Origin of the sequence: Algibacter sp. TI.3.09 (genome assembly GCF_038154905.1) — a bacterium.
Taxonomy (GTDB): domain Bacteria; phylum Bacteroidota; class Bacteroidia; order Flavobacteriales; family Flavobacteriaceae; genus Algibacter.
In genome coordinates this window covers 1771889-1787945 of sequence record NZ_JBAKAN010000001.1, presented here as the reverse complement: position 1 = coordinate 1787945, position 16057 = coordinate 1771889, and the positions used below count along the sequence as shown (strand labels likewise).

The window sequence follows — 16057 nt, the reverse complement described above, 5'->3', positions numbered from 1 at the left end:
TAATTAGTTAATATTAAAAATGCTCAACCCTTAATAAGGTTGGGCATATTTCTACTTATGGTTTTACTACTAACAAATAGCCAACATGATACCACACCAGAGAAAGTAATGGATTGGTTATCATATTATAAACAGGATTTTAAAAGGCTCCATGCAGAAAATTATTCTAATTGGGATCTTAAAAATATCGAAAAAGTGAGTACAGTTTGGTTTTGGAGATGGGGTTTCGTTAAAGGGCTTCCTCAAGCCACCGTTGTTGATAATGAAAAAAATATAATTACCTTAAATGATAATATTAGAGATGAAAATAAAATGCTATCTCAATATTTTATGTACTTGCTTAAATCTAAAAATTGGCTATCTCACCCCAGTTCTATTGATGTTAATAAATTAATTGTTTTAGATGAAGCAAAAGCTGTGGGGTTTAATATTCCTGAATATAAAATTATAAATAGTAAAAAGCAACTTCAAAATTTCAAAGAAGAACACGGTAGAGTAATAACAAAAAGCTTGGGGAATACATTTCCTTTATCGAGTAGAGAGTGCTTTACTATGTTTTATACAAAAGAAGTTACTAATATAGAGGCTGTTTCTTCTACATTTCCAAGTTCATTTATTCAAAAATTCATACCTAAAACACTCGAAATTAGAACATTTTATTTCAATAAGGAAATTTTTTCTATGGCTATAATGACGCCCAATTCAGAGGTAGATCATAGAAAATATAGTAAAGATTTACGGAAGGTACCATATCAACTTACAAAGGAAGTTGAAGATAAAATTCACCTTTTAATGGAAACCTTAAATTTAGAAACGGGCTCTCTAGATTTTATGTTAGGGCAAGATAATCTTATCTATTTTCTAGAAGTTAATCCTATTGGTCAATTTTCTATGGTATCAGAACCTTGTAATTACTTTTTAGAGAAAAAGGTAGCGTTACACTTAAAAACATTACATGAAAAAAAACATTAAACAAGGGGTAGAAAATTTGCCTTTATTATATCAGCTTTCTGAAGTCGAAGAAATTGGTGGCGGTGAACCTATTCAACCAGTCGTTTCAAGGCGACCAAATCGAGTGATAAAAATGGAGGTTTACGAGTCTGTTAAAACACCTACAGGTGCTGCTCCTAAACCCATAACTAAAAGCTTTAATTTTTTTTAATGAAATATTTTTTAATTTTTTCGAACTGCACGTTAACTATAGGTGCAACTAGAACCGTGATAAGTGATTTACAAGAAAACAAACTTTTTTTCATACCCAATGAATTATATGATATTCTAATTGAGCTAAAAAACACACCTCTAATTCAGGTTAAAAATAAATTAGATCTAGAGACCCAAGAAACGCTTATGGAATACATAAACTATTTTATAGACGAGGGTATAGGTTTTTATACAAGTTCTCCTGATAGTTTTCCAGATTTTCCTTTAGAATATGATACATCAGAAGTTATTAATAATGCTATAATCGATTTAGATGAGAAATCGGATTATGGTATTAAAAAAGTAATTAATAATCTTATAGATGTTCAATGTAAATATTTAGAAGTTAGAGCTTATACTACTTTAAGCTTAGAAAAAATGGAGGACATTTTAGAGCATTGTTCTAAAGGCTATTTTAAAAATGTTGATTTTATAGCTCAGTATTCTAAGCAAGAAAACTATGTGGAACGAGTTAAAAACTTAGTATTAAAATCGCCCTTAATAGGTCGCGTTCTTTTGCATAGTGCTCCAAACGATTATGAAGACGATTTTATAAAACAAACTAAAGCGGTAATTCTAGATAATACCTGTTGTGGTTTAATTAATCAAGGTTTTTTTGTGTCTACAATAGCTGTTTTTACAGAAGCTCAAAACAATAACACCTGTCTAAATAAGAAAATTTCTATCGATGTTAACGGGAATATTAAAAACTGCCCAAGTATGTCTAAAAGTTTTGGAAATATAGAAAACACATCTTTTGAAAAAGCTTTAAAGGTTAAAGATTTTAAAAAATATTGGAATGTTTCTAAAGACGAAATAGACGTTTGTAAAGACTGCGAATTCAGATATATCTGTACAGATTGTAGAGCTTATACAGAAGACCCAGATAACGATTTCTCAAAGCCTTTAAAATGCGGTTATAGTCCGTATACAAACGAGTGGGAAGATTGGAGTACAAGCCCATTAAAAGCAAAAGCTATAAAAAGTTATGGTATGTCTCATTTAATCAATACAAATGATTAAAAAGTTTCCTTTTTATAAACAGCTCGATTTTAAAGATTGTGGTGCCACTTGTTTAAAAATAATAGCAAAGCACTATAATAAAATAATCCCTTTACAAGAGTTACGTACCTTAAGTGAAACTACGAGATCAGGAAGTAGTTTGGCAGGATTAAGTGATGCGGCAGAAAGTATTGGGTTTAGAACACTTGGTGTCAAAATTACTTCGAAGCAATTAGAAGAAGCACCGCTACCTTGTATTTTGCATTGGAATAAAAACCATTATGTTGTTTTATATGAAATAAAAAATGACATATATCATATTTCAGATCCTGCTCATGGATTGCTTAAATATAACCTACCCGATCTTTTAGAGCACTGGATTGGTAATAACGCGAGCTCAGAAACCGAAGAAGGTATTGTTTTATTATTAGAAACAACACCTAATTTAAAGGAGTATGCTACAACAACTAATGAGGCCGATAAGGATTTTAGTTTTTCGTTTATATCAAAATATGTATTAAAATATAAGCAGTTTTTATGGCAATTAGTTATCGGGCTAATTGCGGCGAGTTTACTTCAACTTGTTTTTCCGTTTCTAACGCAAAGTGTTGTGGATGTTGGTATAAAAAATCAAGATGTACACTTTATATATCTTATTTTATTTGCTCAATTAGCTTTGTTTATTGGGCGCACAGCTATTGAGGTTATTAGAAGCTGGATTCTATTACATTTAAGTGCAAGAATAAATATATCGCTGGTTTCAGATTTTTTTGTAAAACTCATGAATTTGCCAATAGCCTTTTTCGACACGAGAATGACGGGAGATATTCTACAACGTATAAACGACCATAAGCGTATAGAAAGTATTTTAACAACATCGTCGTTAAACGTGCTCTTTTCTATGGTGAATCTTGTTATTTTTAGTATTGTTTTGGCATACTATAGCTTACAGGTTTTTAGCGTGTTTCTTATAGGAAGTTTTCTTTATTTCTTATGGATTATTATTTTCTTAAAAAAGCGTAGAGATTTAGATTACAAGCGTTTTTCTCAAGTAAGTCAGGAGCAAAGTAAAGTTATTGAGCTTATAAATGGGATGCAGGAAATAAAATTACATAATGCTGAAAAACAAAAGCGATGGGGTTGGGAGTTTTTACAAGCTAAACTATTTAAAGTATCCATAGAGGGGTTAGCACTCGAACAATACCAAACTGTGGGTTCTGGTTTTATAAATGAAGTAAAAAATATTTTAATTACCGTACTCTCTGCTAAATTAGTAATTGATGGTGATATTACCTTAGGGATGATGTTGGCTATTACATATATAGTAGGGCAGTTAAACTCACCAATAGCGCAACTTATTGGCTTTATTAGAGAAGTGCAAGATGCTAAAATATCGTTAGAGCGCTTGGCCGAAATTCATAATAAAGAAGATGAAGAGCAGCAAGGTGCTAATAAAATAACAGACCTTTCTCAGGATGCAGATTTAAGTCTCGAAGAGGTTCATTTTAGTTATACTGGGTCGGATCAAATGGTTTTAAAATCCCTCGATTTAACTATTCCTTCAAATAAAATCACGGCTATCGTTGGGACTAGTGGTAGTGGTAAAACCACCTTAATGAAATTGCTCTTAAAATTTTACGAACCTAATGCTGGAACTATAAAACTTGGCAATTACGATTTACAACACGTATCTCAAAAAGCATGGAGAAACCAATGTGGTGTAGTGATGCAAGAAGGTTATATTTTTAGCGATACCATTGCTAATAATATCGCAGTTGGTGAAGATTATGTAGATAAAGATAAATTGGCACATGCAGTAGATGTTGCCAACATTAAAGGCTTTATAGAAGTTTTACCATTATCGTACAATACTAAAATAGGCATGGAAGGTGTGGGCTTAAGTACTGGGCAAAAGCAACGTCTGCTTATTGCAAGAGCGGTTTACAAAAATCCAGATTTCTTGTTTTTTGACGAAGCAACTTCTGCTTTAGATGCAAACAATGAAAAAGTGATTATGGAGAAGCTGAATACTTTTTTTGAAAATAAAACGGTAGTGGTTATTGCGCACAGGTTGAGTACTGTAAAAAATGCAGATCAAATTGTTGTCTTAGACCAAGGCAAAATTGTGGAAATTGGGAATCATGAAGCTTTAGTAAAGCAAAAAGGGAATTATTATAATTTGGTTAAAAACCAATTAGAATTAGGGAAATAGCATGTCAGACAAACTAGAAGACATAGATTTAAGGAGTGAAGAGGTACAAGAAATACTTAGCAAAGTACCACATTGGATGATACGTTGGGGGAATGTATTATTTCTTGTATTAATAATATTGCTGTTGTTTTTGTCTTGGTTAGTAAAATATCCAGATATAATTGCATCAGAAGCTTTAATAACAACTAAAATTCCGCCACAAAAAGAATATGCTAAAATTACAGGTAAGTTAGAAGCTATTTTAATAAAAGATAATCAAGAGGTTAGTAGTGGGCAGCGTTTGGCTATATTAGAAAACACGGCTAATTATAAAGATGTATTTAAGCTTAAATCGATTATAGATACTATAACTTTAAATAGACAATATTTTAAGTTTCCAATAGATAGTTTACCTCTTTTATTTTTAGGGAATATTGAATCTCAATATGCTTTATTTGAAAATAGCTATATACAGTATCAATTAAATAAAGAATTAAAACCCTATTCTAATGAGGCCGTAGCAAATATATATTCCATTTCAGAATTAAATAGAAGATTACGAAGTCTTCAGTCTCAAAAAGAAATTAATAAAACGGAATTAGACTTTAAAAAGAAGGATTTACAACGGCATGTATTATTGTTTGATAAAGGTATTATTTCTGCTCAAGACTTCGAGAATAAACAACTAGAAGCGGCTCAGGCAGAACGTAATTATAAGAATTTTGAATCTTCAATATCTCAAATTAGAGAAGGAATAAGTAACGCAAAGCAAACCTCTAAAGGCACTGAAATTAATAGGGTGAAAGAAGAAATGGTATTGCTTAAAAATGTTATTCAATCTTTTAATCAATTAAAAAAAGCAATTAGAGATTGGGAATATCAGTATGTTTTGCAATCTAATATTAATGGTAAAGTATCGTTTTTAAATTTTTGGAATTCCAATCAAAACGTTAATCAGGGCGATTTGGTTTTTACAATTATTCCTAGCGGAAATTCCTCGTTTATAGCTAAGTTAAAAGCACCCGGTCAAAATTCTGGAAAAATTAAAATTGGTCAAAAAGTGAATTTAAAAATAGAAAATTATCCTGATACAGAGTTTGGTGTGCTTAACGGAGTTGTTAAAAATGTTTCAATAGTGCCTGATGTAAATGGCTTATATGTTATAGATGTAGAATTACCTAAAGTATTAGTGACTTCTTACGGAAAAACCATTGATTTTAAACAAGAAATGCGTGGTTCTGCTGAAATTATTACTGAAGATTTACGTTTAATAGAACGTTTTTTCTATCAGTTTAAAGAGGCTTTAAGACGATAAATAATAAGGGTAGTAATTTTTGCATATATAATATTGATGCGTTTTGTTTTAGCACTTTACAAAAACAACATGCCACTAATTATAAAACTTCTTCAAAATAATTATATTAGCAAAGTGTTTTAAATAACTATATTTACCACATGCTATCTAAAAAAACTAAATACGGACTAAAAGCACTAACGTTTCTTGCTAGAGCAGAAGGCGATGCGCCAGTGCAAGTTGGTACTATTGCTAAAAGTGAAAACATTCCTCAGAAATTTTTGGAAGGAATTTTGCTAACCTTAAGAAAGTCTGGTATTCTAGGGTCTAAAAAAGGAAAGCATGGTGGTTATTATTTAAGACAAGAACCTTCGGAAATTAAAATGACGGATGTAATGCGTGTTCTCGAGGGACCAATTGCTATGGTGCCTTGTGTGAGTCTTAACTTTTATGAAAAATGTGACGATTGCCCAGATGAGCATGCATGTAGTGTGCATAAACTCATGATTATGGTACGTGATAATACACTAAAAGTGCTACGAAACAATACGCTAGCCGATTTATCAAATACTAAATCTTGATAAAATCATGAGAAATTTTCGGTTTTCTATAAATTTTCTTCAGTTTAACCCGAAAATATTTCATTATCCTAAAAAATTCATAAAACCTATTTGTTATGTATAAAAATGTATTACATTTGTAATCCCTACTAAAACGGTAGGATTAATATAAGATTAAGAAAATGATAGCGCAAATGTTATTAAAAAATAAAGAAAAGTCTACTTATCAAGAAGATGCAGTTGGAGAAAAACCAATTAGAAGTGTAGCGAAAGCTTTAAGCTGGAGACTTATTGGAACGTTAGATACTTTAATAGTTTCTTATTTTTTAACAGGTGAACTTTCGGTAGCAGCATCTATCGCATCGGTAGATTTTGTAACCAAGATGATACTGTACTTTTTTCACGAGCGTATTTGGAATTCAGTTAAATGGGGGAAATAATGATAGAACAATCAGAATTAAATACATTAAATGAAGCTTTTAAAAACGCTTCACCAGCAGAAATAATAGCTAAAGCTTTCGAGTTAAGTAACGAAGCTGTAGTAACTACAAATTTTAGACCTTATGAGGCTGCTATTTTGCATGCTGTAAATACGGTTAAAGCTAAAACGGCAGTAGTTTGGTGCGATACTGGTTACAATACACCACAAACATATAAGCATGCAGAACAGGTTATAAAAGACTTAGACTTAAATGTGTTTTTATATGTGCCAAAACAAACATCTTCACATAGAGATGTCGTTATGGGAATTCCTAGTGTAGATGCTCCGGAACATGCTTTATTTACAGAGCAAGTGAAGTTAGAGCCTTTTACAAGAGCTATGGCAGAGCATAACCCAAAAGTTTGGTTTACAAATTTACGCCAAGGACAAACGGCTTTTAGAGATAGCATCGGTATTTTTAGTGTTAGTAAAGCTGGAGTATTAAAGGTTAGTCCGTTTTACTTTTGGAGCGATGAAAAATTAGATAAATATTTGGAAGAGAATAACCTGCCAAATGAGTTTAAATATTTCGATCCAACCAAAGCATTAGAAAATAGAGAGTGTGGTTTACACGCTTAAAACAATATAAATTAGAATATTCCGCGAAAGCGAAATAACAAAAAGAGATTATGAATAAAGACACATCAAATATAAATTCGTTAGAAAACGAGGCTATATACATTATGAGAGAAGTGGCAGCGCAATTTGAAAAACCTGTGTTGTTATTTTCTGGAGGAAAAGATTCTATTACTTTGGTTAGATTGGCTGTTAAAGCTTTTTACCCAGCAAAAATACCTTTCCCTTTAATGCATATAGACACGGGACACAATTTCCCTGAAACTATTGAATTTAGAGATCGTTTATGTAAAGAATTAGGTTTAGAGCTAATTGTACGTAACGTTCAAGATTCTATTGATGAAGGTAAGGTAAAAGAAGAGTCTGGTCGTTATGCAAGTAGAAATATGTTGCAAACCACTACGCTTCTTGATGCTTTAGAGGAATTTAAGTTTGATGCGGCTATTGGTGGAGCAAGACGCGATGAAGAAAAAGCACGAGCTAAAGAGCGTATTTTTTCTGTTCGTGACGATTTTGGTCAATGGGATGAGAAAAACCAACGTCCGGAGTTATTCGATATGTTGAATGGCGATATTGAACACGGACAAAACGTACGTGTATTCCCTATTTCTAACTGGACGGAATTAGATGTTTGGTCTTATATAGAACAAGAAAACATTGAAATTCCTTCAATATATTTTGCTCACAAACGTAAAGTATTCTTGAGAGATGGCATGATTTGGTCTGCAGAAGACGATGTTGTTTACAGAGATGATAATGAAGAGGTATTAGAAAAAATGGTTCGTTTTAGAACGGTTGGAGATATGAGTTGTACTGCAGCGGTATATTCAGATGCAGTTTCAATTTCGAAAGTAGTAGAAGAAATTAGAGATTCTACTATTTCTGAACGTGGTGCTAGAATCGATGATAAGCGATCTGAAGGTGCTATGGAAAAACGTAAGCAACAAGGGTATTTCTAGAATATCAATTTTGTTATTTTCGTGAAAACGGAATCTTTTAAAATGAATACAAATTAGGCTTTTGGCCAACATTATAATTACAATGGAAGTATTAAAAATTGCAACAGCAGGAAGTGTAGACGACGGTAAAAGTACCTTAATCGGTCGCATCCTTTACGATACAAAATCATTAACTTCAGATAAGTTAAAAGCGATAGAAGACAAAAGTGAACAATTAGGGTATGATTACCTAGATTTTTCATTAGCGACAGATGGTTTAATGGCCGAGAGAGAACAAGGTATTACTATTGATGTAGCGCATATATATTTTTCAACTAAAAAGAAAAGTTATATTATTGCAGATACTCCTGGCCACGTAGAATATACACGTAACATGGTTACTGGAGCATCAACATCTCAAGCGTCTATTATATTAATCGATGCACGTAAAGGTGTTATTGAGCAAACTAATCGTCACTTTTTTATCAATAACTTACTTAGAGTTAAAGATGTAGTTGTGGCTATTAATAAAATGGATTTAGTTGATTATTCAGAAGAGACTTATAATAAAATTAAGGCCGATTTTTCTGAATTAATGAGCAAAAGAGATTATCAAGATCAAAAAATAACATTCATTCCTGTAAGTGCATTACAAGGTGATAATGTTGTAAACAAATCTGATAAAATGCCTTGGTACACAGGTGATGCTTTATTACAGCATTTAGAAGATTTAGATAAAAAAGATATCTATAATGTAGGTACACCACGTTTCCCTGTGCAGTATGTAATTCGTCCTAAAACTGAAGATTTTCACGATTTTAGAGGTTATGCAGGAAAAGTTTACGGAGGTGAATTAAGCGTTGGAGATGATATTATTGTTTTACCTTCTAAAACAAGATCTAAAATTAAAGATATTTATTTCTACGACGAGAAATACGAAACCGCTTCTAGACGTTCTTCTGTAACTATTACTTTAGAAAACGATATTAACGTATCTCGTGGAGACATGATTGTTAAAGAAAACGATTTGCCTACTATCGATAAACAATTTACAGCCAATGTATGTTGGATGGATTCTGAAAACTTAACCGTTGGTGGTAAATATATTGTTCAACATGGTGTTAATAAAGTATTAGCTAAAGTTGATAGAATTAACCACAAAATTAATCCTGATTATTCAGGAATAGATAAAGAAGCAACATCTTTAGGTGTTAATGATATTGCGTCGGTTTCATTTAAATTAAACAAACCTATCTTTTTTGATCAATTCAAAAACCATAGAACAAACGGTTCGTTTATTTTAATTGATCCACAATCAAATAACACGGTTGGAGCTGGTTTTATCCAGTAACAAATAATAAAAAATATTTTTCTAATAAGAAAAAGGTCAGGTATATCATGCAAAGTTTTGAAACAGAAATAGAAAATCCAATAGTACAAAAGGATATCATTGAATTAGCCAATAAAATTGAGCTATTTAACAATGGTAAAATTGATGAAGAAAAATTTAGAAGCCTTCGTTTGGCTCGTGGCGTTTATGGCCAACGTCAAGAAGGGGTTCAAATGATTCGTATCAAGATTCCTTTCGGAAAAATGAAAAGTAACCAATTACGAAGAATTGCTGATGTTTCAGATGAATATTCTCGTGGTCGTTTGCACATTACAACCCGTCAAGATATCCAAATTCACTATGTAGATTTACAAAGAACGCCAGAACTTTGGGCTGAGCTTGAAAAAGATGAGGTTACCGTGCGTGAGGCCTGCGGAAACGTAGTAAGAAACGTAACAGCTTCTGAAACTGCAGGAGTAGATGTTAACGAACTTTTTGATGTATCTCCTTATGCAGATGCGATTTTTAAATTCTTTTTACGTAACCCAATTTGTCAAGAAATGGGACGTAAATTTAAGGTGTCTTTCTCTAATACAGACGAAGATACGGGATTATCGTATTTACACGATATTGGTTTTATTGCGAAAGTAGAAAACGGTGTTCGTGGTTTTAAAGTGATGGTTGCTGGTGGATTAGGTTCTCAACCGCGCCATGCCGAAGAACTTTATAGCTTTTTACCTGCAGATAAAATTATTCCAGTAATGGAAGGTGTTTTAAGAGTTTTCGATCGTTACGGTGAACGTAAAAGTAGAGCTAAAGCACGTATGAAATTCCTTTTAAAGGATATTGGATTAGAGGCTTTTAAAGCTTTAATTGCTGAAGAACAAAAAGCGATTGAATTTAAAACAGTAGCTATTGATGCCGATGCTTATGTGCCATCTCAACCGGTTTCTGTTGAAGCACCGCAAGTTGAAATTAAAGACCAAGCAGCTTTTGATTTATGGAAATCGACTAACATTATTCCTCAAAAACAAGATGGATATGTTGCTATTGGTGTTAAAGTTTTATTAGGTGATTTCTATACAGATAAGGCGCGTTTATTGGCTAATTTAGTTGATAAATATGCTGCTGGTGAAATACGTTTAACATTACGTCAAAATATAGTTATTCCTTTTGTAAAGGAAGATTTAGTGCCGTTTTTCTATCAAGAACTTGAGAAATTAGGTTTTGTAGAAGCGGGTTACAATAAAGCCGTAGATATTACAGCTTGCCCTGGTACAGATACTTGTAACTTAGGTATAGCAAGTAGTACTGGTATTTCGGTAGAATTAGAACGTATGATTACGGCAGAATATCCACAGTATTTACAAAATGAAGATCTTGTAATTAAAATTAGTGGTTGTATGAATGCTTGTGGTCAACACAATATGGCAAACATTGGTTTCCAAGGGATGACGGTTAGAACGCCTGAAAAATTAGTAGCGCCTGCGTTACAAGTTTTATTAGGTGGCGGGAATTTAGGAAATGGAAACGCACTTTTTGCTGATAAAGTAGTAAAAGTACCAAGTAAAAGAGGACCGGAAGCATTACGTAGAATCTTAAATGATTTTGAAGCAAATGCTGAAGGGAAATCATTTGTAGATTATTATAAAGTAACTGGAGAACGTTATTTTTATGATTTATTAAACGATTTACAAGACGTGACTAATTTAACTCAAGAAGATTTTATCGATTGGGGAGAAGAAGAAAAATACGTTAAAGAAATTGGTATTGGAGAATGTGCTGGTGTAGTTATCGATTTAATTGCAACATTATTCTTTGAGAGTGAAGAGAAAATAGATAATGCTAAAGCTTCTTTTGAAGATGAGGTGTATTCTAGTGCTATATATTACGCTTACCAATCGCTAGTTAATTCCGCGAAAGCGTTATTATTAGCTGAAAACAAAAAGACAAATACGCATGCTGGAATTGTTTCTCAGTTTGATGAGTTTTTTATTGAAGGTGGTAAAATTGATTTAGGAACATCGTTTTCAGAATTAATTTACGAAATCAATAAAAATGCACCAACTAAAGATTTTGCAGTAAGTTATATTGCAAATGCCGATAAGTTTTTAGCAGCAGTTAGAGCTTATAGAGAAGCAGAACAAGCTAAAGCATAAGAATACTAAAAAACAACAATGAGTTTAAAAACCCCAATATTAACCATAGTAGGTGCTGGTCCAGGAGATTTAGATTTGATTACCCTTAAAGCAATTAAGGCCATCGAATCTGCAGATGTTATCCTTTACGATGCACTTATTAATGAGGCTTTACTAAAATATGCTGCGGCAGATGCCGAACTTATTTTTGTAGGTAAACGTAGAGGGTGTTATGCTTTTCAACAAGATCAAATAAACGATCTTATTGTATCTAAAGCTAAAGAGAAAGGGCATGTGGTACGCTTAAAAGGCGGCGATCCTTTTATTTTTGGTCGAGGCGCAGAAGAGATTGATTATGTGAGACAATTTGGATTAGAAACTTATGTTGTTCCTGGTATTTCATCATCCATGGCCGTGCCAGCTTATCAAGGTATTCCGTTAACAAAACGAGGATCTTCAGAGAGTTTCTGGGTCATTACCGGAACCACCAAAAAGCATCAGTTATCTGGCGATGTGGCTTTGGCTGCAAAATCGTCGGCAACAGTTGTTATTTTAATGGGCATGGGTAAATTGAGTGAAATTGTTCGCATTTTTTCAGAAGAAAATAAACAAGATGTTGCCGTAGCTATTATTCAGAACGGCACCAGAGATAATGAAAACGTAGGGATTGGTACTATAAGTTCTATTGAAAGTATAGTGGCAGAAAAACAATTAGCAAACCCTGCTATTATTGTTATTGGCGATGTGGTGAAAGAACGCGCTGTATTATCATCGGTTTTAGAAACGGTTAATAAAAATAAGTAATATGCTAGATGAAGCGGATAAAATAAAGACGTCGAGCCTAGCTGAAAAAGAAAGGAATAATTTATATCCTATTTTTTTAAAAACAAAAAGTTTAAATGTACTTATTGTTGGTGGCGGAAATGTTGCTGAAGAAAAATTAACGTTCTTATTAAAATCGAGTCCAGATGCACACGTTACAATGGTGTCGCCAATGTTTCGTGAAGGCACTATAAAACTTGCAACAACAGGTTGTGTAACATTAGTTGAAGATAGTTATAAAAAAAACTATATTATTGGCAAGCATATGGTGGTTGCTACGACAGATATACCAGAGGTAAATGTACAAGTTTGGAAAGACTGTAGGGCAGAATCTAAATTAGTTAACGTTGCCGATAATCCGCCGTATTGCGATTTTTATATGGGTGGTATTGTAACCAAAGGGAATGTGAAAGTGGCGATTTCTACTAACGGAAAATCACCAACTACAGCAAAACGTTTGCGTCAATTTTTTGAGGATGTTATTCCTGAAAACGTAGACGATTTAGTTAAAAATTTAAACGAGTTTAGAAAAACTATTAAAGGTGATTTTGAACAAAAAGTGGAAACGTTAAACGAATTCACAAAAGGACTAATAGAAAAAAAAGAGTAATTATATATAAAGCATAGTAAAATGATTAAAACAGATATACTAATAATTGGCGCGGGGCCAACAGGTTTATTTACAGTATTCGAAGCTGGATTATTAAAATTGAAATGTCATTTAATTGACGCGTTACCACAGCCTGGTGGGCAGTGTTCAGAATTGTATCCTAAAAAACCAATTTATGATATTCCTGGATTTCCAGAAATTTTAGCTGGAGATTTAACAAAAAATTTATTAGAGCAAGCAAAACAATTTGAGCCTGGTTTTACTTTAGGTGAGCGTGCAGATACTGTTGAAAAGCAGGAAGACGGTACGTTTATAGTAACTACAAATAAAGGAACAAAACACCAAGCACCAGTTGTTGCTATTGCTAGTGGTTTAGGTAGTTTTGAACCTAGAAAACCGCAACTTGAAAACCTTTCTAAGTATGAAGATAAAGGTGTTGAGTATATGATTAAAGAACCAGAAGTGTATCGTGATAAAAAAGTAATCATTGCTGGTGGTGGAGATTCTGCATTAGATTGGTCTATATTTTTAGCCGACATAGCAGAAAGTGTTACTTTAATACATAGACGTAATGAATTTAGAGGACATTTAGATTCAGTTGAAAAAGTTCAAGAGCTAAAAGATGCTGGAAAAATAAACCTTATTACACCTGCAGAAGTTACTGATATCTTAGGAGACGGTAAAGTTGAAGCGATAGAAATAACTAAAAAGGACGAAGAGCCTTTTACTTTAGAAACCGATCACTTTATTCCTTTATTTGGGCTTTCTCCTAAATTAGGACCTATTGCAAATTGGGGATTAGAGATTGAAAAAAATGCAGTAAAAGTAAATAACGCCTTAGATTATCAAACTAATGTTCCTGGTATATTTGCTATTGGAGATGGTAATTTTTACCCAGGTAAATTAAAATTAATACTTTGTGGTTTCCATGAAGCAACTATCATGTGTCAGGCGGCATATAAAATTATACATCCAGGAAAGAAAAATGTTTTAAAATATACTACAGTTTCTGGTGTAGATGGTTTTGATGGTACTCGTAAAGAAGCTCCTAAGGCCGTAGTTCAAGCTATTACCTAGTAAACGATAAATCTTTTTAGTGTTTTCATTAAAAAGATCTAAACTAAACACAAGGCATGACTATCCTGCAAGGTTTCCAAAATCTTGCAGGATTTAATGTTTAAAAAAAGAAGCTTTTTAAAAGGATTAGTTTTATTTTTATAAACTGATTAAATACACCATTAAACACAATGGTATTACACATATAGCAGCAAATGAAAAGTTATAATGTTTGTTTAAAAGACACAGTTAAAGCCTTTACCAAAAAAGTGTTTTACTCTTTGTTCGATTGTGATCACGAAGCAGAACACGCCGAATATTTAGAGAAAACATTCTTGCAAATTCTAGATAAATTAGAAATTGAAAATGGCGAAAAAATATGGGAAACCTTTAAAGCGGAACTTCCAGAAATTAGAAGGAAATTAGATTTAGATGCTATTGCTTTCGAAAATAACGATCCTGCATCGCATTGTTTAGCCGAAATTTACATGGCTTATCCTGGTTTTCATGCTATTTCAATTTATAGATTAAGTCATGCGCTTTATAAACTAGGTGTTTATATTTTACCTAGAATGATGAGTGAATATATTCACGGTATTACAGGTATCGATATTCATCCGGGTGCTACTATTGGCGAATCGTTTTATATCGATCACGGTACAGGAATTGTAATTGGTGAAACTTCCATAATTGGAGAGCAAGTGAAAATATATCAAGGAGTTACTTTAGGTGGTATTCAAGTTTCAAAGGACTTGGCTTCTACTAAAAGACACCCAACCATAGACGATAATGTTACCATTTACGCCAACGCAACTATTTTAGGAGGCGATATTGTAATTGGTAAAAACAGTGTTATCGGAGCTAATGTTTGGATTACCCAATCGGTACCCGAAGATTCATTAGTAACATATCAAACAGAAATTAAAATTAGACCGAAGAAAAATGGCATACGGTAAAACAATATTAGACGAAATAGGAAATACACCTTTAGTTGAAGCAACGCATTTAATTAATAAAAAAGGCGTGCGTTTATTTTTGAAGTTAGAAGGAAATAATCCCGGAGGAAGCGTAAAAGATCGTGCTGCTTTCAATATGATTTCTGAAGCTTTAAAACGTGGCGATATTAAAAAGGGAGGTACTTTAGTTGAAGCAACCAGTGGAAATACAGGAATTGCTTTAGCTTTTATAGCACAACTTTTAGGATTGAACATGGTATTAATTATGCCTGAAAATTCTACAGTAGAACGTGTTAAAACCATGCGGGCTTATGGTGCTGAGGTAATTTTAACGCCAGCGGATATCGGTATTGAAGGTTCTAGAGATGTTGCTTTTAAATTACGTGATGAAAAAGGGTATACCGTTTTAAATCAGTTTGAAAATGATGATAACTGGAAAGCGCATTATAAAACAACAGGTCCAGAAATTTGGAGAGATACAGAAGGTGAAATAACACATTTTGTTGCCACTATGGGAACAACAGGAACCATTATGGGAACGTCTACATTTCTTAAAGAAAAAAATCCAGCAATAACAATAGTAGGAGCACAACCGGCCGATGGTGCCAGAATACCTGGTATTAGAAAATGGTCGCCAGAGTATGTGCCTAAGTTTTTTGATCGTTCAAAAGTAGATGTTGTTATAGATGTAACCGAAGAAGATGCTAAAAATATAACACAACGTTTAGCGAAAGAAGAAGGTGTTTTTGCAGGCATGAGTAGTGGTGGTTCTGTTTTCTGTGCTTTGCAAATTGCAGAGTCTTTAGAAAGCGGTGTTGTAGTTGCTATTATTTGCGATCGTGGCGATCGTTATTTGTCGTCTAGCCTATTTGAATAGTCTAATAATTTTCGCAATATCAC

General features: G+C 33.0%; 16 protein-coding genes. All 16 read left to right on the top strand.

The genetic code is table 11. The features are described 5' to 3' along the window. Nucleotides 1-57 precede the first annotated feature (57 nt). Nucleotides 58-972, top strand: coding sequence for a hypothetical protein (locus tag V6246_RS07140; RefSeq protein WP_341559778.1), 915 nt, complete (start codon nt 58-60; stop codon nt 970-972). Continuing rightward, entirely contained in the window at nt 956-1162 is a 207-nt protein-coding gene (locus V6246_RS07135; protein WP_341559777.1) for a hypothetical protein, read from the top strand. Before V6246_RS07140 ends, V6246_RS07135 begins: the two co-directional genes overlap by 17 nt. Continuing rightward, complete coding sequence (gene gwsS, locus V6246_RS07130) at nt 1162-2226, top strand: grasp-with-spasm system SPASM domain peptide maturase (protein WP_341559776.1); 1065 nt, start codon at nt 1162-1164, stop codon at nt 2224-2226. The genes V6246_RS07135 and gwsS overlap by 1 nt, the downstream gene beginning before the upstream one ends. Further along, nucleotides 2222-4417, top strand: coding sequence for a peptidase domain-containing ABC transporter (locus tag V6246_RS07125; protein ID WP_341559902.1), 2196 nt, complete (start codon nt 2222-2224; stop codon nt 4415-4417). The genes gwsS and V6246_RS07125 overlap by 5 nt, the downstream gene beginning before the upstream one ends. A 1-nt stretch (nt 4418) precedes the next feature. After that, nucleotides 4419-5711 (top strand): HlyD family secretion protein, encoded by a 1293-nt coding sequence (locus tag V6246_RS07120; RefSeq protein WP_341559775.1) that lies wholly within the window; start codon nt 4419-4421, stop codon nt 5709-5711. A gap of 140 nt (nt 5712-5851) precedes the next feature. Continuing rightward, nucleotides 5852-6271 (top strand): RrF2 family transcriptional regulator, encoded by a 420-nt coding sequence (locus V6246_RS07115; protein WP_341559774.1) that lies wholly within the window; start codon nt 5852-5854, stop codon nt 6269-6271. A gap of 173 nt (nt 6272-6444) precedes the next feature. After that, entirely contained in the window at nt 6445-6690 is a 246-nt protein-coding gene (locus tag V6246_RS07110) for a DUF2061 domain-containing protein (protein WP_410488894.1), read from the top strand. Beyond that, nucleotides 6690-7310 carry a phosphoadenosine phosphosulfate reductase domain-containing protein gene (locus V6246_RS07105; RefSeq protein WP_341559773.1) on the top strand — a complete coding sequence of 207 codons (621 nt, stop codon included), beginning with the start codon at nt 6690-6692 and terminating at the stop codon, nt 7308-7310. Before V6246_RS07110 ends, V6246_RS07105 begins: the two co-directional genes overlap by 1 nt. Before the next feature lie 50 nt (nt 7311-7360). Continuing rightward, on the top strand, nt 7361-8266 hold the full coding sequence (gene cysD / locus V6246_RS07100; protein WP_341559772.1) for a sulfate adenylyltransferase subunit CysD: 906 nt from the start codon (nt 7361-7363) through the stop codon (nt 8264-8266). A gap of 82 nt (nt 8267-8348) precedes the next feature. Next, nucleotides 8349-9596 carry a sulfate adenylyltransferase subunit 1 gene (locus tag V6246_RS07095; RefSeq protein ID WP_074938218.1) on the top strand — a complete coding sequence of 416 codons (1248 nt, stop codon included), beginning with the start codon at nt 8349-8351 and terminating at the stop codon, nt 9594-9596. A gap of 47 nt (nt 9597-9643) precedes the next feature. Beyond that, nucleotides 9644-11734 (top strand): HEPN domain-containing protein, encoded by a 2091-nt coding sequence (locus V6246_RS07090; protein WP_341559771.1) that lies wholly within the window; start codon nt 9644-9646, stop codon nt 11732-11734. 18 nt (nt 11735-11752) lie between these two features. Further along, nucleotides 11753-12517 (top strand): uroporphyrinogen-III C-methyltransferase, encoded by a 765-nt coding sequence (gene cobA / locus V6246_RS07085; protein WP_341559770.1) that lies wholly within the window; start codon nt 11753-11755, stop codon nt 12515-12517. 1 nt (nt 12518) lies between these two features. Then, on the top strand, nt 12519-13145 hold the full coding sequence (locus tag V6246_RS07080) for a precorrin-2 dehydrogenase/sirohydrochlorin ferrochelatase family protein (RefSeq protein WP_341559769.1): 627 nt from the start codon (nt 12519-12521) through the stop codon (nt 13143-13145). A 21-nt stretch (nt 13146-13166) separates the two neighbouring features. Beyond that, complete coding sequence (locus tag V6246_RS07075) at nt 13167-14222, top strand: NAD(P)/FAD-dependent oxidoreductase (RefSeq protein WP_341559768.1); 1056 nt, start codon at nt 13167-13169, stop codon at nt 14220-14222. Nucleotides 14223-14416: 194 nt separating this feature from the next. Beyond that, complete coding sequence (gene epsC, locus V6246_RS07070) at nt 14417-15157, top strand: serine O-acetyltransferase EpsC (RefSeq protein WP_341559767.1); 741 nt, start codon at nt 14417-14419, stop codon at nt 15155-15157. Next, entirely contained in the window at nt 15144-16034 is an 891-nt protein-coding gene (gene cysM, locus V6246_RS07065; RefSeq protein ID WP_341559766.1) for a cysteine synthase CysM, read from the top strand. Before epsC ends, cysM begins: the two co-directional genes overlap by 14 nt. Nucleotides 16035-16057: the final 23 nt, after the last annotated feature.

Bases quoted from the DNA above. Each gene is read 5' to 3' on its own strand.
- V6246_RS07120 (WP_341559775.1), top strand. From the start codon at position 4,419: ATGTCAGACAAACTAGAAGACATAGATTTAAGGAGTGAAGAGGTACAA.
- V6246_RS07140 (WP_341559778.1), top strand. From the start codon at position 58: ATGGTTTTACTACTAACAAATAGCCAACATGATACCACACCAGAGAAA.
- V6246_RS07110 (WP_410488894.1), top strand. From the start codon at position 6,445: ATGTTATTAAAAAATAAAGAAAAGTCTACTTATCAAGAAGATGCAGTT.
- V6246_RS07135 (WP_341559777.1), top strand. From the start codon at position 956: ATGAAAAAAAACATTAAACAAGGGGTAGAAAATTTGCCTTTATTATAT.
- V6246_RS07090 (WP_341559771.1), top strand. From the start codon at position 9,644: ATGCAAAGTTTTGAAACAGAAATAGAAAATCCAATAGTACAAAAGGAT.
- V6246_RS07115 (WP_341559774.1), top strand. From the start codon at position 5,852: ATGCTATCTAAAAAAACTAAATACGGACTAAAAGCACTAACGTTTCTT.
- V6246_RS07105 (WP_341559773.1), top strand. From the start codon at position 6,690: ATGATAGAACAATCAGAATTAAATACATTAAATGAAGCTTTTAAAAAC.
- gwsS (WP_341559776.1), top strand. From the start codon at position 1,162: ATGAAATATTTTTTAATTTTTTCGAACTGCACGTTAACTATAGGTGCA.
- V6246_RS07095 (WP_074938218.1), top strand. From the start codon at position 8,349: ATGGAAGTATTAAAAATTGCAACAGCAGGAAGTGTAGACGACGGTAAA.
- epsC (WP_341559767.1), top strand. From the start codon at position 14,417: ATGAAAAGTTATAATGTTTGTTTAAAAGACACAGTTAAAGCCTTTACC.
- cysM (WP_341559766.1), top strand. From the start codon at position 15,144: ATGGCATACGGTAAAACAATATTAGACGAAATAGGAAATACACCTTTA.
- cobA (WP_341559770.1), top strand. From the start codon at position 11,753: ATGAGTTTAAAAACCCCAATATTAACCATAGTAGGTGCTGGTCCAGGA.
- V6246_RS07075 (WP_341559768.1), top strand. From the start codon at position 13,167: ATGATTAAAACAGATATACTAATAATTGGCGCGGGGCCAACAGGTTTA.
- V6246_RS07080 (WP_341559769.1), top strand. From the start codon at position 12,519: ATGCTAGATGAAGCGGATAAAATAAAGACGTCGAGCCTAGCTGAAAAA.
- cysD (WP_341559772.1), top strand. From the start codon at position 7,361: ATGAATAAAGACACATCAAATATAAATTCGTTAGAAAACGAGGCTATA.